We start from the raw sequence: 20296 nt of genomic DNA, 5'->3' as shown, positions 1-20296 counted from the left end.
CCACATGGTATCAGGAGTCATGCCCCTCGGCAGCCCCATGACGTGGGCCGCGGTCATCCGCCATCGTGACTGCTGGTTGACCCTGCAGGTCATCGCGCGGTAAAAATACCAATGATGTTAGACAAAAGTTACAACATGCGCCGCTCACGATGGCCTGCGATGTTGACGTATTGCATTGCAGAGGGCCTGGCGGCGGCAAGCATGTCTGTACAACATCTTCCCCTGCCCCGTCATCCTGATAAGTGGTCCCCTCGCCATGAGCAATATTGAAAAGCTGTTGGAGCAGAACAAGGTCTGGGCCGAGTCCATGACCGAGCGTGATCCTGACTTCTTCAAGCGTCTCTCCGACCAGCAGAATCCGGACTATCTGTGGATCGGCTGTTCCGACTCACGCGTCCCCGCCAACCAGATCATCGACCTCCCACCGGGTGAAGTCTTCGTTCACCGCAACGTCGCCAACCTGATTCACTACAACGACATGAATGCGTTGTCCGTGATCCAGTACGCCGTGGATGTCCTCAAGGTCGAGCACATCATGATCGTCGGCCATTACGGTTGTGGTGGTGTACGCGCTGCCATCACCGGCGGGGACAACGGCATGGTGGACTACTGGCTGCACAGTCTGCGCGAGCTCTACAACCTGCATCACGCCGAGCTCAAGGACTTGCCGCTGGACGAACAGGTCGACCGCATGTGTGAGCTGAATGCGCGTTCTCAGGTACAGAACCTGGCGCGTACCAAGATCCTCCAGCGTGCCTGGGAGCGCGGTCAGAATCTGCAGATCCACGGTTGGGTCTATGGCCTCTCGGATGGTCGCGTCAACAACCTGGAGTGCACCATCAGCGGTCTCTCCCAGGTGCCGAACCTCTATCGGGTTGACCGCCTGACGCCTGTCGCCGGCAGCAATGAGTAAGTGAGCAGGCGCACCCTGCTCTGCCTCCACGCCTGAGGCTTCTCGGCTCGTCAGCGGTGCGCCACCCACACGCCTTCCTTTCGGGAGGCGTGTCACGTTGCAGCGTTGATTTCGGGTGTATGACGCCCGCGAGGCTGCGCACAACGACTAGACCTTAGTCGCGAATCAAGCCTCGCACCAGAACGGTGCACCTCATCGTTTCCTTCCAGGCAATCTCGGATTCCTCTTCCGGGAACACCGCCTCGTCAAGAATTTCCCCGCCGTCATCTCCGCAAGACAGGCTCCGTCGTCTGCCCGACTCGGGGGAGGACACGATGGCGTGGCTCTCTTGCCGCCTTTCGATGAGCCAGGATGCATATCGCCATCAAGCCATTGAATTGAATAAGAATATCTCTTCAATTCCCTTTGTCGGAATGCCATCACCAGTCACGCTCTCCCCACGTGACGCAGGCAAGAGACTAAACCAACCGTCCTGAACGACACTTGCCATCGTCAACCGACGCCATGCAAGACGCCCTTGCCTCGTGATGCACCAGCAACGTGTGTGTTGCGCTTTTGTCGACACCGCTATTCACGGCCTGAATCTGGCTAGTCAACATTTCGATTGTCTCTGTGCGGCGTGTCTCACTACTGTGAAAGCGCATCCTTGCGTGTCGCCCTGAGGGAGACAATGCGAAGAGAGCCACAAGAACAACCAAACATCACAAGCAAAGGGAAGCTCATGACCCGTCAGAATGCCTTCCAGTCCCTCTTCCAAAAGAAGACCCTGTGCGCGCTGATCGGCAGCGCGACATTGGCCATGGCGACACCAGCCTTGGCCGAAGATGTCACCTTGCGCATGGCCTACGACGCAGACCCGGTCACGCTCGATATCCACGAGCAACTCTCCGGCGGCACTCTGCAGCTGTCGCACATGGTCTATGACCCGCTGATTCGCTGGAACAAGGATCTGGGCTTCGATGGCCGTCTGGCCAAGAGCTGGGAGCGTGTCGATGACAACACCATGCGCTTCCATCTGCGCGAAGGCGTCAAGTTCCATTCCGGCAATGACTTCTCCGCCAAGGATGTGGTCTGGACCATCGAGCGCCTCAAGAAGAGTGCTGACTTCAAGGCCATCTTCGCACCGTTCACTGACGTCAAGGCAGTGGATGACTACACCGTGGATCTGGTGACCGACAAGCCCTTCCCGCTGGTGCTGAATGCCGCGACCTACATCTTCCCGATGGACAGCAAGTTCTATTCCGGCGAGACCGAAGACGGCAAGGCCAAGGATGAGATCGCCAAGGCCGCCAACACCTTCGCCTCACGCAACGAGTCCGGTACCGGCCCCTACAAGGTCACTGACCGTCAGCAGGGCGTGAAGATCAGCTTCGAGCGCTTCGAGGATTACTGGGATACCGAATCCCCGGGCAATGTCGACGATATCGTGCTGACGCCGATCAAGGAAAACGCCACCCGTGTCGCGGCGCTGCTTTCCGGCGACATGGACTTCATCGCGCCGGTACCGCCGACCGATCTGGAGCGCATTCGCAAGCAGGACGGCGTGCACCTGGTCGAGATGGGCGGCACCCGCATCATCACCTTCCAGATGAACCAGGAACGTGTCGAAGCCTTCAAGGACAAGCGTGTCCGCCAGGCGGTCAACTACGCCATCAATCAGGAAGGCATCGCCCAGAAGCTGATGAAGGGCTTCGCGACCCCCGCTGCCCAGATGTCGCCGGATGGTTATCAGGGCCACAATCCTGAGCTGACACCGCGCTATGACGTGGCCAAGGCCAAGGAGCTGATGAAGGAAGCCGGTTACGAGGATGGCTTCAAGATCAGCATGATGGCGCCCAACAACCGCTATGTGAACGACGCCAAGATCGCTCAGGCCGTCGCCTCGATGCTGGCCAAGATCAACATCACGGTAGATCTCAAGACCCTGCCCAAGGCCCAATACTGGCCGGAATATGATGCACGTGCGGCCGACATGATGATGATCGGCTGGCACTCGGATACCGAAGACAGCGCCAACTTCTTCGAATTCCTGACCTTCTGCCCGGATGCCGACAGCGGTGTCGGTCAGTACAACTCCGGCAACTACTGCAACCCGGACGTCGACAAGATGGTCACCGAGGCCAACCTGGAGACCGACACCGAGAAGCGTGCCAAGATGTTGCAGGCTGCCGAGAAAGCCGTCTACGACGATGCCGGCTTCGTGCCGCTGCACTGGCAGAACCTTGCCTGGGGCGCGCGTGATGGCGTCAACATCGAGCCGGTCCTCAACGTGATGAACTTCCCGTACCTGGGTGATCTGGTCATCGACCAGGACTGATCCCACGCCGTGAGTGAGTGAGCAACAGGCACTGAACCGTCTTGCATCGTCCAGTGTCATGTTCCTGGCCACGCACACCCCTCGCGACAGGCAAGTCAGGCAACCGGAGATAGGCAACGTGAGCTCTCTGGTTGCCCTGCTTGGCTGAAGGCGACGACTTACCCCCGCCTGTTCCTTCCCCTTGGTCATCGCCTCTCGGTGATGGGTTGGGGAGCCTGTGCCCGATGACAGGCCAGCGACAGGCGGGACTCCTGACACCCAGCGCGATTGGCCAGCCAGACCAGGCCGCCGCGCGCGAGACCGTGATGTTCACGAGGAAGGTGGCGATCCATGATTGCCTTTCTGATCAAACGCCTGATGCACGCCGTACTGGTCATGTTCGTGATCAGCATCATCAGCTTCGCCATTCAGGACAACCTGGGCGACCCGCTGCGCGAGATGACCGGCCAGGCCGTGTCAGAAGCCCAGCGTGAAGTCATGCGCGATGAAATGGGGCTCAACGACCCCTTCATCACCCAATATCTGCGTTTTGCCGGCAATGCCCTGCAAGGGGATCTCGGCACCTCGTATTTCTACAAGCAGCCAGCGACCGAGGTGATACTCAAGCACCTGCCCGCCACGCTGGAACTGGTGATGGCCTCGAGCCTGATCATCATCCTGCTCTCTGCCCCCATCGGCGTGTTCGCGGCGATCCGCCCACGTAACTGGCTGTCACGCCTGTTCATGGGCACCTCGATCATCGGAATCTCGGTGCCGGTGTTCCTGACGGCCATCGTGTTGATCCAGCTGTTCGCGATCGGCGTCACGGTGGACTGGTTCCCCGGTGATACCCCCTGGGGCAGTGTGCTGAACGGCATGCTCTCCACCGATGGCGGCATGCCCTCCTACGGGCGGGGTGAGCTGGTCCATGTGGCAGGCCCCTGGTCCAGCGGCTTCTTCACCGCCGATGGCCTCTGGCATCTGGTACTGCCGGCCATCTCGCTGGCCTCGATCATGCTGCCGCTGTTCATCCGCCTGATTCGCGCCGAGATGATGGAGGTCCTGCAGTCGGACTACATCAAGTTCGCGCGTGCCAAGGGGATCGGCCTCAAGCGCATCTACTTCCTGCATGCGCTGAAGAACACCATGCTGCCGGTGATCACCGTCGGCGGCGTGCAGATCGGCACCATGGTGGCCTACACCATCCTGACCGAGACCGTCTTCCAGTGGCCGGGCATGGGCCTGATGTTCCTCGAGGCCATCACCCGCTCCGACATTCCGCTGATCGTGGCCTACCTGATGATGGTCGGCGTGATCTTCGTGATCACCAATACGCTCGTCGACCTGATCTACGGTCTGGTCAACCCCACCGTCAAGCTTGCGGGGAAATCGGCATGAGCCATTCCACTTCCGAGACCCATACGCCCGTCACCCCGAAGACCAGCTCCATCGCGGTGCCCGGACGCTGGCAGCGCTTCCGTGAGTCCTATCTGGTCTACAGCTTCAAGCGTGACTGGATGGCCCAGGCCTGCCTGCTGGTCTTCATCGCCATGGTGCTCGGGGCCTTTCTCGCCCCGTGGATCGCCCCGGCGGACCCCTATGACCTGGCCACCATCGACATCATGAACTCGGAGCTTCCGCCGGCGTGGATGGCGGGTGGTGATCCGGCCTTCCTGCTGGGCACCGATGCCCAGGGGCGGGATCTGCTCTCCACCATTCTGTACGGCACGCGCGTGTCGCTGCTGATCGGCTTCGGTGCCGTGATTCTGCAGGCGCTGCTCGGCGTGACCTTCGGGCTGCTGGCGGGCTATCTGGGGGGACGTGTCGATGCCTTCCTGATGCGCATGGCGGATATCCAGCTGTCGTTCTCGACCCTGATGGTGGCCATCGTGGTGGGTGCCATCATCAAGGCGACCTTCGGTGGCGCCGCCTTCTCGGACTATGCGCTGATCCTGCTGATCCTGATCATCGGGCTGGCGGAATGGCCCCAGTATGCGCGTACCGTCAGGGCGTCCGTGCTGGCGGAGAAGAGCAAGGAATATGTCGATGCCGCACGGGTGATGGGCTTCCGTTCCCGCCGCATCATGTTCCGCCACATTCTGCCCAATACCCTGTCGCCGATCTTCGTCATCTCCACCGTGCAGATCGCCAACGCGATCATCTCGGAGGCGGCGCTGTCCTTCCTCGGCCTCGGCATGCCGGAAACCCAGCCGTCACTGGGCTCATTGATCAAATCCGGCTTCGACTATCTGCAGTCAGGCAGCTGGTGGATCACGCTGATTCCCGGTGGCGTGCTGATTCTGCTGGTACTGGTGATCAATCTGCTGGGCGACTGGCTGCGTGACGTGATGAACCCCCGCCTCTACAAGGGCTGAAGCCGCGAGGAATCAAGACAATGGCATTACTTGAAGTCAACCACCTCGATGTCCGCTTCGCCATGCGAGGCGGCGAGGTCCGCGCCCTGCGCGACGTCAGTTTCACGCTGGAACGCGGCGAACGCCTGGGCATCGTGGGCGAGTCGGGGGCCGGCAAGTCGGTCGCCGCCTTCACCATCCTGAATCTGATCGCCAAGCCCGGCTACATCGCCGGCGGCGAGATCAAATTCGATGGCGAAGTGCTCAACACCATGAAGCCCAAGGCGATGCAATCGATTCGCGGCAATCGCATCTCGATGATCTTCCAGGACCCGATGATGACGCTGAATCCGGTGCTGACCATCGGCGAACAGATGATCGAGTGCTTGAAGGCGCACCGCCGCATCTCCAGCAAGGATGCGCGCGCCATCGCCCTGCACAAGCTCAATCAGGTCTTCATTCCCTCACCGGAAAAGCGTCTTGATCAGTACCCGCACGAGCTGTCCGGTGGCATGCGTCAGCGCATCATCATCGCCATCGCGTTGCTGCTGGACCCGGACATCATCGTCGCCGATGAGCCGACCACCGCACTGGATGTGACCATCCAGGCCGAGATCATGGAGCTGCTGTTGCTGCTGTGCGAGAAGCACAATGTCGGGCTGATCCTGATCACCCACGACCTGGGTGTCGTCAGCCAGGTGACCCAGCGCACCCTGGTGATGTATGCCGGCCGCGTGATCGAGCAGGGCCCGACCCGCGAGATCATCAATGATGCTCAGCACCCCTATACCCAGGGGCTGATCAACGCCCTGCCCCAGATGGCCACGCCCGGTAGTCGCCTGAATCAGATTCGCGGCTCGATGCCCACGCTGACCAAGATTCCGGCTGGCTGCGCCTTCAATCCGCGCTGTGATTTCGCGGCGGATGTCTGTCATGAGCAGGTGCCCGCCTTCGTGGCTTCCGGCAATTGCAAGGTGGCCTGTCACATGGTGCAGGCGATGGTGAAAGGAGAGTCGTGGACCCCGATCGTCACCGATGCCTCCCAGGCTCCCCGAACGGAGGTGAACGCATGAGTCAGGCCATTCTCACACCAGAGGAGCGTCTCGCCAGCGGGACAAGTGCCGCGCTCGGCGACACACTGGTCGAGATCCGCGATCTCGAGAAACGTTTCTCGCTGTCCGGTGACTTCCTCGAACAGCTGACCTTCGAGAAGGGACGCCTGCGGCGCAAGCAGGAGTACGTGCATGCCATCAATGGCGTCACTCTCGACGTCAAGCGGGGCGAGGCGTTGTGTGTCGTCGGCGAGTCCGGCTGTGGCAAGTCGACGGTCGCACGTACCGTCATGGGGCTGCTCAAGCCCAGTGGCGGGGAGATACGGTTCGACGGGACACGTATCGATGACATGGCACCCAGGGACCTGCTGCCCTATCGCCGTCGCATGCAGATGATCTTCCAGAACCCCTATGCGTCGCTCAATCCCCGCATGACCATCCAGCAGACGCTGGAGGAGCCGCTGCGCTTCCACCAGCCGACACTGAAGGATGGTGAGATCCGCGACAAGATCGAGGAAGTGATGCGCTCGGTGGGGATCGACCCGGATTGGGGCAAGCGCTATGCCCACGAGTTCTCCGGTGGCCAGCGCCAGCGCATCTCGATTGCCCGCGCACTGGCGGTGGACCCCGAGTTCATCGTCGCCGATGAGCCGATCTCGGCACTGGATGTCTCGATTCAGGCTCAGGTGCTCAATCTGATGATGGATGCGCAGGAACAGCGGGATCTGACCTACCTGTTCATCACCCACGATCTTGCCGTGGTAGAGCACTTCGGGACACGTGTCGCCGTAATGTACCTGGGGACCCTGTGTGAGCTGGCGGACACTCGCTCGCTGTTCGCTCGTCCCAGACACCCCTACACCCAGGCACTGATGTCGGCGATACCGCGCCTGCATGATGACAAGCCCAATCACATCCGCCTGGAGGGTGAGGTGCCGACCCCGGTGAATCTGCCATCGGGCTGCGTCTTCCATGGCCGCTGCCCGCATGCCAATGAACGCTGCCGTCGGGAGATCCCGCGCTTGATCGCCATCGAGGGTGGTCAGGTGGCCTGCCATGCCGTCGAGGAAGGCAGAATCGACTGAGCAGGACACCTGCCCAGATGCCACTCCGTGGTGAGTCGCCCCGTGCCTCAGGGCCCGGCCCTCGGGGCACGGATGGCGATTCCAAGGCAGCCGGCGCAAGCCGACTGCCTTGCCGTCTGATGACATGCCTGGCGTGGACTTTCGGGTCGACATCGACGGATCGACGATTGCATCCCACTCTCGGTCTAGGGCAACATCTCGCAGATCCGATATTGACCAAGGGGTCAATCCGCCCGGTAGCGAATCGTCACGATGAACGCTGCCGGGCATGGCGCCATTGACCTCCCCGCAAGATACCCTGGTGTGACACGTCCGCAGAGATGTGCGCCCGACCTCCTGACATGGCCTGTTGACAGGCCGACGAGGCACACCGAATCCATGGAAATACGCTGGCTCGAAGACTTCATCGTTCTGGCTCAGACCCGTCACTTTTCACGGGCAGCCGATGCACAGAATGTCTCTCAGCCCACCTTTTCTCGCCGTATTAAACTGCTGGAAGAGGAGATGGGCACCACATTGATCAATCGTCAGACCTTGCCACTGTCACTCACCCCTGCCGGGGATGAGTTTCTCCAGCTGTGCGAGCAGATTACCGAGCGGGTACGCATCACGCGTGAACGTCTGCAGGACATGGCCCAGCAGCAGGCCAGCAAGATCTCGCTCGGTGCGCCGCAATCGCTGGTATCACATTTCCTGCCCGAATGGCTGGATCAGCACCAGCTGCGGGAGCAGGTGTTTCCCTATCTGCGTGCGACGGGCTGGCTGGCGGCGGATTACTTTCATGGTCTGGATCGCGGCGAGTGTGATCTGGCCATGTGTTACTGGCCTCAGGCACGTGTGGACCTCGGCTTTGAACTGGACAGTTATCAATACCTGGTGGTCGGTGAGGAGTGCTTCATCCCGCTATGTGCGCCCCAGGCGGATGGCAGCCCGCTTCACCCCCTGCCGGGCACGCGTCGCAATCCCTTGCCGTTCATCAGCCCTCACCCCCGCGCCGTCATCGCGACCTCATTGACGGCTCACCTGGCTCAGGTGCCCGTCCAGGCACACCTGGTGACCATGAACGAGAACATCCAGGCAGCCAACATCAAGGCACTGGTGCTGCAGGGCTACGGCATCGGCTGGTTGCCACAGCGTCTGGCGGCCGCGGAGATGGCCAGCGGGCAGCTGGTGCGCGCCGGAGATGAACGCTGGGATCTGCCACTGCATATTCGACTCTATCGCCCGCGAGAGCCACGTCACGCCAGCGTCAGTGAGCTATGGTCGCGGCTTGGCAAGCCAGCGGAGTCCGGCGGACTGACCTGAAGGACTCGCCGGCGACAGCGCAGCTCTGAACCACATTGACATAAGGAAGACAGATGTTCGAACCTCGCCTGAATGACCCCGCACTGACCCATGCCGAGGCACATCGCGCGCATCTGGCGGCGCTGCAGGCGCGCTATGAGCTTGCCATGCAACAGCATGATCTGGACGCCATCGTGCTGCATAGCGGCAAGCCGAAACGGCATTTCGCCGATGACCAGGATGCCAGCTTCAAGTCCCATGCTCACTTCCTTCACTGGGTGCCGATGGCAGGCCTGAGCGATAGCTGGCTGCTGGTTCGACCGGGTGAGCGTCCGACGCTCTATCTGTATGCCCCCGATGATTTCTGGCACCTGTCGCCCACGTTGCCGACGCCTGACATCGCCCCCTGGGCTGCGTGCTTCGAGATCGTGCATCTACGCAAGCCGACACTGCCGAAGCGTCCCGAGGGCCGCGTGGCGCTGGTGGGTGAGATCGCCGAGCTTCAGCCGGAGGTGGTCAGCGAGCTTGGGGCGCTGCCCAATCCGCTCGGGCTTGTCCGTCAGCTGGACGAGGGGCGCGTCTGCAAGAGCGAATTCGAGATCGCCTGTCTGAGAGAGGCCAGCCTGCGCGCTGCCCGTGGCCACCTGGCTGCCCGGCGGACCTTCATGGAGGGCGGTGCGGAACTCGATATCCAGCTGGCATATCTCGGCGCGTCCCGCCAACGCGAATCCGATGTGCCCTACGGCAATATCGTCGGCCTCAACGAACATGCCGCGGTACTGCATTACCAGCACTATGGCCTGAAGACGCCTGATTCCCGCCGCAGCCTGCTGGTGGATGCCGGTGCCAGCGTGCACGGCTATGCCTCCGATATCACCCGCAGCTGGGCGGGTGATGACGCGCTGCCCCTTTACCGCTCACTGATCGAGGGCGTGGAGGCACTCCAGAAGCGCCTGATCGCCAGACTGGCGCCCGGGGTCGATTACGTCGAGCTTCACCTGGAAATGCATCGTGAGCTGGGGGAGCTGCTGCGTGAACTGGGCGTGGTTTCCCTGCCTGCCGAGGAGCAGGTCGCACAAGGCATCACCGCCGCCTTCTGTCCGCATGGTCTCGGGCACCTGCTGGGACTTCAGGTGCATGATGTCGCGGGTCGAATTCCGGATCACACCAGCGGTGAGGTGCGTCACCCTCCGGAAGGTCACCCGATGCTGCGCCTGACCCGCGTACTCGAGACCGGCATGGCCATCACCATCGAGCCGGGGTGCTACATCATCCCCATGCTTCTCGAGCCACTGCGCAACGATGCACGGGGCGAGGCGATCAACTGGTCACTGGTAGACGCCCTGGCGCCTCATGGCGGTGTCAGAATCGAGGACAATCTGGTCATCACCGCCGATGGCGCCGAGAACCTGACGCGCAGCCCCGACACCGGATTGTGAGCAGCGCAGTGACCTGACCGACGACGGCGCATCATGCTGCAGTGCAACTAGCAGTGACCGATGGATAATGAAATGATGCAGCCAGTCCTGGTATCAGACGTAAAGAATCACTGAATGGAAGTCAGGAAATCCTGGCATGTGGCGCGCGACGCCCCTGCTCGGGATTTCCTGTCTCTGGAGTCAGCGTCATGCCTCATTCGATCTTCACCTCCGAGTTCCGGCCCGCTCTGGGGTTGCGCAATCGCCATGTCCAGACCTTGCTGCCCCGCCTGCTGCCCCGCGGCCCGCTGTCTCGCCGCACCGAGATACTCAACCTGCCGGACGGTGATTTCGTCGAGCTATCCTGGGTGACCAGTGATGGCAACAGCCGTCGCGAACGGGAAGTTGAACTGTCCGATGACGCCCCGCTGTTCGTGCTGTTCCATGGCCTGGAAGGCAATCTGGAGTCACCCTACGCTCGGGATCTGCTCAATGCGGCAGCGCGTCTGGGGTGGCGGCCCGTGCTGATGCATTTCCGGGGGTGCGGGCAATCGCCCAACCGACTGCCGCGGGCCTACCACAGTGGTGACACGGCGGATGGCTACTGGGTTCTGGGGGAGATGGGCAGGCGTTACCCTCATGCCCTCAAGGTGGCCTGTGGCGTATCTCTCGGGGCCAACATGCTGCTCAAGCTGGTGGCGGAACAAGGCGGAGATGGGCTGGACCTCGCCGGGGCGATCGCGATCAGCGCACCACTGGATCTCGCGGCAAGCTCCGACGTGCTGAATCAGGGCAGCTCGCGACTCTATCAGCGACATCTGCTCAAGAGCATGAAAGCCAAGGTGGCCGCCAAGCTGGCCAACGGGCCGCTGCCCATCTCCATCGGTGCACACCAGCTGACGCAGTTGAACAGCTTCTGGGCCTATGACAACGAAGTCACGGCGCCCTTGCATGGGTTTTCCTCGGCCAGTGACTACTACTCCCGTGCCTCGGCCGGCCGGCTGTTGCGAGACATCGAGCTACCGACCCTGATATTGCAGTCGCTGGACGATCCCTTCATGCCTCGTGATCTGTTCTCGCGGTTTCCGCAGCCCTCTGAAGCGGTGCGGATCGAGTTGAGCGAACGCGGCGGGCATGTGGGCTTCATCGAGTGGCGGCGCGGTCGCCTGTCGTCCTGGCTGGCACGCAGAATCACGCGCCAGCTCACGGATTGGTCAGCATTGTCACACTCCCGTCAGCGTCACAGTGTTCATCAGGAAACGCTGTAACTGACGTTGCCTGCCGCCTCGTTCGAGTACCTGCCGCGTGACTGACGTCCTGTATCGTGGGACGAGCACGCGGAGACCTTCGCAGGTCAGATTCACAGACGTCTTCCGGCCCGAAGACGCCGTCATTTCTGTAAAAGGAAACACAGACAAGATAACGGTATATAGAGAGAAGAAGGATTGCACTGTCGCGATGCCATGAGGATGGTAGACTGCGCGCCTGATACCTAGGCTATTGGTCTGATAATGAACCTCATTTTTCGTCTGGTACTCGGCATCGTCGCCGGTGTACTGCTGGGTCAATGGGCCCCGGACATCCTCGTGCGCAGCCTGCTCACCTTCAAGGTGCTGTTCGGCGAGCTGCTGGAGTATGCCATCCCGTTGATCATCCTGTTCTTCATCATGAGCGGCATCGCACGTCTCGAGCGCTCCTCCGGGCGGCTGCTGGCACTGACCATGGTGCTGGCATATGCCTCTACCACGCTGGCCGGATTGATGTCGGCGGTGGTGGGTCTCGAACTGGTGCCACATATCGTGAGCCACACCCAGATGCCCGCCAGTCACCCCATGGTGCTCCAACCTTATTTCGCGCTGGACATCCCCCCCTTGACCGATATCAGCACCGCACTGGTCACGGCTTTCCTGTTCGGGATCGGTATCTCCGCCACCGGCCATGATGGCCTGCGCAATCTTGCCGACGGTGGTCGTGACATCGTCGAGCGCTTCATCGCCAAGGCACTGATACCGGCACTGCCCTTCTATATCGCCGGACTGTTCTGCGAGATGACCATCGCCGGCACGGTGGCCAACACGCTGAAAAGCTTCGGCATGATCCTGATTCTCGCGCTGACCCTGCACTGGCTGTGGCTGAGTCTTCTCTACCTCGCCAGTGGCATGAGTACCGGCCGTGCACCGCTGGTGGCGCTACGCAACATGTTGCCGGCCTACTTCACTGCCGCCGGCACCATGTCATCCGCCGCGACGATCCCCGTGACCGTGCGCCAGACGCGCCTGAATCATATCTCGCCCTCGGTCTCGAGCTTTGCCATTCCGCTGCTTGCCACGATCCACATGTGTGGCAGCGCCATCACGCTGACCATCTGCGCCATCGGTGTCATCCTGGTGACACCGGCATTGCCACAGCCCGACCTGATGTCGTTGTTGCCGTTCATTGCCGCACTCGGGGTTACCATCATCGCCGCGCCGGGCTCGCCTGGCGGCGCCGCGATGACATCGGTCGGAGTGCTCCAGAGTCTGCTGGGGTTCGATGCTGCCGCCGTCGGCCTGATGATGGCGCTCTATCTGGCGCAGGACAGCTTCGGCACGGCCTGCAATGTGGCGGGTGACGGCGCGCTGGTACAGTGGATCGACCGCTTCGCCGAAGCTGAACAGGATCGCCAGCGGTATCGCTGAAGCCGAGACGACAGGCGGCATCGCCTCAAGCAGAAGGTCAGGCCGCCTGCCCGGTGATATTGGTGCTGACTGACGCCATGACCGATTGGAATCCAGAGTTGCGCCATCCAGCCCTTATGGTCGCGTCCCCTTGACCGCATGTCAGAGCTGTTCTTTCGACGCGGCCATGGGGATTCACCTTCCCCGTGACAGTGATGGATTTCATTCATGACACGGGGCAATCACGCATGACTCCCTCCGACACCTCTTCCTCGACCCCCAGCGACGGCATCAGCAGCGCCCTGGTGATGCTGTTTGCCTTCTGCTGCGGCGCGATCGTCGCCAATGTCTATTACTCGCAGCCGATCATCAACATGATCGCGGGCGACATCGGACTGTCAGAAAGCAGCGCCAGTCTCATCGTGGCGCTGACCCAGGGAGGATATGCGCTTGGCCTGCTGTTTCTGGTACCGCTGGGCGATCTGCTGGAAAACCGGCGGCTTTTGATCACCACGATCCTGATCTCGGCGGCGAGCCTGGTACTGGCGGGGCTGGCGGATGCTCCCTCCTCGTTTCTGCTCTGGTCATTGCTGATCGGTGTCAGCTCGGTCTCGGTGCAGATCCTGATCCCGCTGGCAGCTCACCTGTCTGCGGAACAGAGCCGTGGCCGCGTGGTCGGCAACATCATGAGCGGATTGCTGCTGGGCATCCTGCTGGCACGGCCCGCCTCCAGCCTGCTGGCGGATCACTTCGGCTGGCGCTGCATCTTCTTCGTCGGTGCCGCCTTGATGCTGCTGGTCGGGGGCGTGGTATGGCGGGTGGTCCCCAGCCGCCAGCCACGCCATACCTCAAGCTATCCCGCGCTGCTCAAGACCCTCGGCAAGTTGCTGCGTGATGAACCGGTACTGCGTCGTCGCTCCCTCTACCAGGGGCTGATGTTCGCGGCATTCAGTCTCTACTGGAGTGCCGTACCACTCGAGCTGGTCAAAGAACACGGCTTTTCGCAGACCCAGGTCGCGCTGTTCGCCCTGGTGGGGGTGTTGGGAGCTGTCGCCGCCCCGATCAGCGGACGCCTGGCAGATGCAGGCCACACCTCGATTGCCACCGTAGGCGCCCTGGTACTCGCCAGTGCCAGCTTCGCGACGGGGCTGATGCCGATGACTCTACAGGTCATTGCACTGGCCGTGACGGGATTGCTGCTCGATTTCGCGGTACAGACCAATATGGTCCTCGGCCAGCGCGCCATCTATTCCCTCGACCCCGAGAGCCGTGGCCGCCTGAATGCCATCTACATGACCAGCATCTTCGTCGGCGGTGCGATCGGCTCGGCGCTGACCAGTCTGATCTACGCCCATCTCGGCTGGAATGGCATCATGGCGATCGGTGGCGCCTTGCCGCTCGTGGCACTGGCATGGCTGCTGGTGAGTCGCTCAGGTAGCCAGGATGAGGCCTCCCCCACGACGGACTGAGACCGGGCGATCGGCCGTCGCCCAGCAGGCGGACCCAGCAACCAGAAAGCCTCATGGCAGGCGTCGTGCTGACGGTCACCATGAGGCTTTCGCGTTTCTTCAGGGCAGCGCAATCAGGGCAGACCGTACATGCGCTCGCCGCCCGCCAGCTAGCCGATCGGGCAGCTGATCCCCGTGCCCTTCAGGCCACAATAGCCGCCCGGATTCTTGGCAAGATACTGCTGATGGAAATCTTCCGCGTAATAGAATGTCTCGAGCGGAGCGACCTCGGTGGTGATCCGTCCCAGACCGGACTGATTGAGCGCCTGCTGATAATCCGCCAGGCTCTTCTCGACGATCTCACGCTGCGCGTCATCGACGTAGTAGATCGCACTGCGATACTGGCTGCCGATGTCATTGCCCTGACGCATGCCTTGCGTCGGATCGTGCGCTTCGAAGCTGGCACGCAGGATCTCCGGCAGACCGATGACCGTCGGATCGAACACCACACGTACCACTTCGGTGTGTCCGGTCTTGCCGGTACAGGTCTCCTCGTAGGTCGGGTTCGGCGTATGGCCGCCAGCATACCCGACGGCCGTCACCACGACGCCCGGCAGCTGCCAGAACAGACGCTCCGCGCCCCAGAAACATCCCAGTCCCAGCACGATCTCCTCACATCCCTGGGGATAGGGAGGTACAATCGAGCGCCCATTGACGTGATGGGTACCCGTTATCTGCAGCGGCTGTTCGCGCCCCGGCAAGGCATCTTCTGCCGAGGGAATGGCCTGCTTGTCTTGCGTCTTCCACATGGCGGACTCTCTCCTGTGTCGCGTCGTGCAATCGTGTATAGGTTCAATGATGTCATCTCTGCCCCCCAAGATCTGCCCCTGCCAGCCCAACACCGCTGAGGCACGACGCTACGTCGATTGCTGTCAGCCGATTCATGCGGACATCACCCTCGCCGAACGCCCTGAGCAATTGATGCGCGCCCGCTACAGTGCCTTCTGCCTCGCGCTGAGCGACTTCCTCATCGACAGCTGGGACGCGGCACATTGCCCAGCACGCGCCGACCTGGAAGGTGCTGGCCCGCAATGGCTGGCGTTGGAGATTCTGGACAGCGGACAAGATGCCGATACCGGCATGGTACGCTTTCACGCCACCTTCTTCGAGCAGGGAAAGTTCCAACGATTGCAGGAACTTAGCCGATTTCATCATGATGGCCATCACTGGCGTTATGTCGACGGTGATGCCGAGTGGCAGACATTGACGCCAGGGCGCAACAGCCTGTGTCCCTGTGGCAGCGGCAAGAAGATCAAGCGTTGCTGCACGGCATGACGCTGACCGTCAGCGCCTGGTGCTGACGCGCACGATCACGATCTCTGGCATAAGCCCTGCAAGACCCGCCCTGCGAAACGAAACAGCCCCCACCGACGCTATCGATGGGGGCTGAATCTGTGGCAATCAATTGGCCTGGCGTGTCATCTGTCCTTGCCGACTCTGGGCGCCAGCTCACTGCGACCCAATGAGAAGCTGTAGAGCAGATCCACGGCCTGCGCCGTACCGGACACCGCTTCGGCATACAGATTGCGGAACAGCTTGTAGCGCAGCGTCAGCTCCGCGATCGGCGAGAACAGCCCGACGCCGTAACTGAGCTTCAGATCCGGGGCGATATAGCCGCTGACCACCACCTGGCTGTCATCCCCGCTGCCGGAACTGTCCAGACTCAGATCCCTCACGCCGAAGGTTTCGCCGATCTGTCCGACCACCTGGCCACTTTGCGCCAGCGACATGCCGATCAAGGCGGACGTGACCGCACTGTCACTGCTGGTATCACTGTCCAGGCCTTCGCCGCGCAGCAGATAGCTCAGTGCCGATGACTCATCCATCGTCGGGTCCGAGAAGATCTCGATGCTGGGTGAGGAGGCAAGCCCCGTCACACGCACCCCTGCGGTCACGTCGTCCTCGGTGTTGTCAGGATCACGGATCGCCTCGATATTCAGACGCGGACTCGAGGGCGGACCGGCCAGCAATACCTGCCCCTTGCTGATCTGCAGGTCCTGCCCGAAGCTCTTGTAGGTCCCGTCGACGAGATTGACCTCACCGAAGACCTGCACACCGCCCTTGGACTGACGCACATCGAGATCGCCTCTGAGCCTGGTCTTGAGCCCCATCGCCTCCAGGCGAGCATCTGGCCCGATATGGATGCCGATCCTCACATCCAGCGCCATGCCGGCCTCATTGAGCGCCTTGGCGGTATCGCTGCCATCCGCCAGCTCAGCCGGGTTGGAGGTGTCCTCATCACTGGGACGCTCGATGATGATGGTGTCACTGGAGGGTGACACGGCAGACGGCGGCACCTGGTCCACTTCGATGCGTGTCCACGGCACATTGACGTCACCTCGCAGCTTGAGCAGCGTAGGGCTGGCATTGATCTCGAGATCCGGTGCGACACGCATGCGCCCGATCCCGGCGATATTGAGCTCGAGCGGATTCTTCGCACCGTCGAGATTCAATGCCGCCGTCCAGTCATCCAGGGTCGGCCAGGCCGCCTCGCCATCGATACCCCAGCGCGCATCATTGCCCACCAGATACCCATCGATATCGGCACTGTTGCCATCGAAGTCGACGGTGAACTGGGCATCCGAAAGCGACACCGGCAGCCCCTCACCCTGTACCTTGACGCCGGTCAGCGCGATCGGGCCGGTCAACGACGGCAGGCTCAGATTGCCGCCGACCTTGACGTCACCCGCCAGCTTGCCCTCCAGCTGAGTCATGCCCGCCACCAGCGGACGATACGGAGAGAGATCGATGTCGCGGATGGCCAGCGAGCCATCCAGCTGACCTGCGCCCGCCGGGTCGAGGACCGACACGGTGAGCCCGATGCCGCCAGCACTGTCGAGGCGAATCTGGGTGTCGAGATCAGCCTTCTCGGGCGTGGCCTCCAACGCCAGTTGCAAGGTGGTTTCCGGCAGCGACCAGGCATTGCCATCGGCGTCTTCCCCGGCCAGTGTCAACTTGCCTGCCAGCTCCGCATCCGCATTCCAGCGTTGGCCACCCTGCTTCCAGCTTGCCGTGATCTTGCCGCCCGTGGCACCGCCGATGGTCCAGCTCTCCGGCATGGCGCTCTGGGCCATGTCCAGGGGAATCCCCTCGAGCGTCACCACGGCCTGGCCGTCATTGCCCGCACTCAAGGGCTCGGCGACACAGATCTGCCCCCCCTGTTCCCGACTCAGACAGAACGGCTGCACCAGCACGCTGCCCTTGGCGAGATTGGCATCGAAGCGTGCCGGCGTGTCGAAGTTGAAGTCCCCGAAGTCGGTATTCGCCGTCAGCGGAGACAGCGCCCCACGATAATGCTCACGCGCCTTGTCGAGCCCGCCCTTGAGGGTCAGTCCCAGACGTGACAATGGCATCTCGCCGGCCATCTCGGTATCGAACTGCAAGGTGTGATCGCTCAGGAAGCCCCCCAGCGTCAGCGCGACCGTCGCGATCTGCTGTCCACCAGCCCGAACGCCGTCGGCGTTGAGGGCGATGTCCAGTGCCGGGTCATCCACACCACGCTTGCGGGCATCGACCCCGGCGGACAGCGCCATGTCGGAGATACGATTCTCCCCGATCTGCAGGCGTCGTCCCGTGAAGTTGCTCGCCAGTCGCGGCTTGTCGAGGGTGCCCGTGGCATCGATCTTGCCCTTGAGCTCACCCGCGACATCCGGCATCAGGGTCGAGAGCGCCGGGAAATCGATATTGGCGGCAAGCGTGATGGTCTTGGCAATCTTGCCGTTGGCGCTCAGGCGGTTCTGCCCCTGGCGCAGCTCCAGCGCGTCGACGTTCCACTGCATGTCGGCATTGCCTGAAAGCTTGCCGGTCAGCGTGAGCGGCCGCTCGAGCAAGGTGCCATGGATATCCAGCTTGCTGACATCGACGGCCCACGGGCCTTGCAGTGGCTGATGGAAGCTGGCCGCGAGATTGCCGCTCAGCTCACCGCGCACGGCTTTCTGCCCTCCACCGGTCGGGGCTGGCAGCAGATCCTCGGGATGCAGCTTGTCGAGCGCCAGCTGGGCCACGACCTGGAGGCCTTCCTTCCACTGGATCTCGCCGCGGGTCGTCGCGGAGCCCCGCTTGAGCGCGATCTTGAGCGGCTGCCAACGGTAATGCTCGAGATCGCCGTCGCCTGCCAATGACACGGTGGCACGCGGAATGTCACGGCCCTCGATGATGGCATCCAGCGTGGTCGTATAGCCTGACAGTGAGCCCTTGGCGACCAGTGCCAGATTCTCGACGAGATAGTCAGGCGTGAAGGAGGCAGACTGGCTCTTGGCGATGTGCTTGGCTGCGTTGTCCTGATGCGCAGTCTGGGCCTCTTTCTGAGGCGCGAGAGCAGCATCACCCGCTGCGTCATTGGCGGCGGCAAAGGGCCAGGTGATCCGTTTGGCGCTCAGACGCGCCTCGAAGGGCAGATCACTGTCCAGCACATCCGCGCTAGCCACAAGCTCGGCGGCCAGTGGTCCGTCGGCCTTGAGAGAGGCCTCAAGATCCGCCAGCGAGCCTTCAAGCGACAGGCGGAGCCTTTCATGACGCACGGGGTCGATCAGGGTCTCGGCATTGAGCGTGGCGCTCAGGGGATACTCGTCCTTGAGCGTGACCTGCGCCACGAGATCGGCATTCACGTCACGCGAGTCGACCTCGAGACGCGAGAGCGTGATGTCATGCCCTTCCGCCTTGAGCGCGAGCGACAGACGGCTGACCTCATACGGGCTCGGCCCTTTGAGCGCAAAGTCTTCAATGGCCAGATCAGGGACCTCGATGGTCAGCGGAATATAGACCTCCGGCAAGGCGATGCGCCCGGCCTGCGCTGTCTCATCTGAGGTCTTGTCTGCAGTCTTGCCAGCCGGCTCTGCGGCGTCCTCCGTGATAGCCTTGTTCGAGATGGCCCTGGCGGCGGTCTCGGCTTGTGGCGCCACCCTCTGAGCGTTGACCACTGCGCTCGCCGCTTGCTGCGCCTCAGGCGTGAGGCTCACCCCCTCGAGACTCACAGTGTCAGACGTCGCTTGAGCCGTGACGGCATCAGCCGGAATGAAACGACTGGTGATCAAGCGTGTCTCGCCCAGCGTCAGCGTACTCACCGACAGCGCGGCCGAGGTATGGAAGTGATCGAAGGTGACGCGACTGCCATCCGCCAGCGCCAGGGCGAAGTCATCAATGGCGACCTTGCGCACCTCGATGGGAATCGGCACCACGATGGGCACGTTGAGACTCTCACCGCTCTCTGGCTCAGGCTCCTCGCTGGCACCGCTATCACTCAGGGTGATAGCGAGCCCGCTGGACTCAAGCGACTCGAGACACAGCTTGCCCTTGAGCAGACAGTCCTCGCCCCAGGCCAGCGACAGGGAGTCGGCATTGACGGCCAGCCCCGGCAGGTCCAGCGAGACGTCCTTGAGTGACAGCGCTTCCAGCGGTGAGCCTGAGGCCTGCGAATAATCGATGAAGCCACGTGAGCGTGCCTGATCGAGCACGAGCCCTGTGCCCCACGGGGACAACACGCCCCCGACCAGCAGCATCGTCAGCCCGATCAGGAACACGAGCAGCCATATCAGCAACCGGATGACCAGGCCGCCCCGACGTACATAGGGATTAGACAATTCCAACATCTCCATATCGTTTATCAGCTCACCCACCCAGCTGATTGAGCTGAGCAGGCGCTTGCTGCGCTTGAGAGCCGATCACGCGTCCATACAGCGATCACACTTCCCGGCTTCAGGAGGCACTCCGTCTCGCCCCCCGATCAGACC

14 protein-coding genes are annotated in these 20296 nt (G+C 62.0%); 12 read left to right on the top strand and 2 right to left on the bottom strand.

The genetic code is table 11. From position 1 onward, the window contains the following. Nucleotides 1-256 precede the first annotated feature (256 nt). The 11 genes from can to HXS65_RS11555 all read left to right on the top strand — a co-directional run bounded on the left by can (nt 257) and on the right by HXS65_RS11555 (nt 14528). Nucleotides 257-913 carry a carbonate dehydratase gene (gene can / locus HXS65_RS11605; RefSeq protein ID WP_084208684.1) on the top strand — a complete coding sequence of 219 codons (657 nt, stop codon included), beginning with the start codon at nt 257-259 and terminating at the stop codon, nt 911-913. Between the two features lie 721 nt (nt 914-1634). Next, on the top strand, nt 1635-3230 hold the full coding sequence (locus HXS65_RS11600; protein ID WP_136937815.1) for an ABC transporter substrate-binding protein: 1596 nt from the start codon (nt 1635-1637) through the stop codon (nt 3228-3230). A 330-nt stretch (nt 3231-3560) separates the two neighbouring features. Further along, the gene (locus tag HXS65_RS11595; RefSeq protein ID WP_077376432.1) at nt 3561-4607 is read left to right on the top strand and encodes an ABC transporter permease; all 1047 of its coding nucleotides are present in this window, start codon (nt 3561-3563) and stop codon (nt 4605-4607) included. Beyond that, the gene (locus tag HXS65_RS11590) at nt 4604-5584 is read left to right on the top strand and encodes an ABC transporter permease (RefSeq protein WP_077376435.1); all 981 of its coding nucleotides are present in this window, start codon (nt 4604-4606) and stop codon (nt 5582-5584) included. The genes HXS65_RS11595 and HXS65_RS11590 overlap by 4 nt, the downstream gene beginning before the upstream one ends. Nucleotides 5585-5604: 20 nt before the next feature. Next, complete coding sequence (locus HXS65_RS11585) at nt 5605-6636, top strand: ABC transporter ATP-binding protein (RefSeq protein WP_136937816.1); 1032 nt, start codon at nt 5605-5607, stop codon at nt 6634-6636. Continuing rightward, nucleotides 6633-7700 (top strand): ABC transporter ATP-binding protein, encoded by a 1068-nt coding sequence (locus HXS65_RS11580; protein WP_077376441.1) that lies wholly within the window; start codon nt 6633-6635, stop codon nt 7698-7700. Before HXS65_RS11585 ends, HXS65_RS11580 begins: the two co-directional genes overlap by 4 nt. A gap of 378 nt (nt 7701-8078) precedes the next feature. Then, nucleotides 8079-9005 (top strand): LysR family transcriptional regulator, encoded by a 927-nt coding sequence (locus tag HXS65_RS11575; RefSeq protein ID WP_176493910.1) that lies wholly within the window; start codon nt 8079-8081, stop codon nt 9003-9005. Nucleotides 9006-9058: 53 nt separating this feature from the next. Continuing rightward, a complete protein-coding gene (pepQ, locus tag HXS65_RS11570) occupies nt 9059-10423 on the top strand; it encodes a Xaa-Pro dipeptidase (protein WP_176493909.1) in 1365 nt (454 codons plus the stop codon). A gap of 188 nt (nt 10424-10611) precedes the next feature. Then, nucleotides 10612-11670: a hydrolase gene (locus tag HXS65_RS11565; protein ID WP_176493908.1), complete on the top strand. Its 1059-nt coding sequence runs from the start codon at nt 10612-10614 to the stop codon at nt 11668-11670. Between the two features lie 243 nt (nt 11671-11913). Then, the gene (locus tag HXS65_RS11560; RefSeq protein WP_084208688.1) at nt 11914-13080 is read left to right on the top strand and encodes a dicarboxylate/amino acid:cation symporter; all 1167 of its coding nucleotides are present in this window, start codon (nt 11914-11916) and stop codon (nt 13078-13080) included. A 227-nt stretch (nt 13081-13307) separates the two neighbouring features. Continuing rightward, nucleotides 13308-14528 (top strand): MFS transporter, encoded by a 1221-nt coding sequence (locus HXS65_RS11555; protein WP_176493907.1) that lies wholly within the window; start codon nt 13308-13310, stop codon nt 14526-14528. Nucleotides 14529-14677: 149 nt separating this feature from the next. On the opposite strand, the gene msrA is transcribed toward HXS65_RS11555, so the two are convergent. Next, the gene (msrA, locus tag HXS65_RS11550) at nt 14678-15316 is read right to left on the bottom strand and encodes a peptide-methionine (S)-S-oxide reductase MsrA (RefSeq protein ID WP_077376454.1); all 639 of its coding nucleotides are present in this window, start codon (nt 15314-15316) and stop codon (nt 14678-14680) included. Nucleotides 15317-15365: 49 nt separating this feature from the next. Here msrA and HXS65_RS11545 point away from each other — a divergent pair, with 49 nt between their 5' ends. Next, nucleotides 15366-15842: a YchJ family protein gene (locus tag HXS65_RS11545; protein ID WP_176493906.1), complete on the top strand. Its 477-nt coding sequence runs from the start codon at nt 15366-15368 to the stop codon at nt 15840-15842. Between the two features lie 143 nt (nt 15843-15985). Here the strand turns inward: HXS65_RS11545 and HXS65_RS11540 are convergent, their stop codons facing one another. Beyond that, on the bottom strand, nt 15986-20155 hold the full coding sequence (locus HXS65_RS11540) for a translocation/assembly module TamB domain-containing protein (RefSeq protein ID WP_176493905.1): 4170 nt from the start codon (nt 20153-20155) through the stop codon (nt 15986-15988). Nucleotides 20156-20296: the final 141 nt, after the last annotated feature.

Source organism: Cobetia sp. 5-25-4-2 (assembly GCF_013374075.1).
In the GTDB taxonomy this organism is placed as follows: domain Bacteria; phylum Pseudomonadota; class Gammaproteobacteria; order Pseudomonadales; family Halomonadaceae; genus Cobetia; species Cobetia marina.
This window is presented reverse-complemented; position numbering and strand designations above follow the sequence as displayed.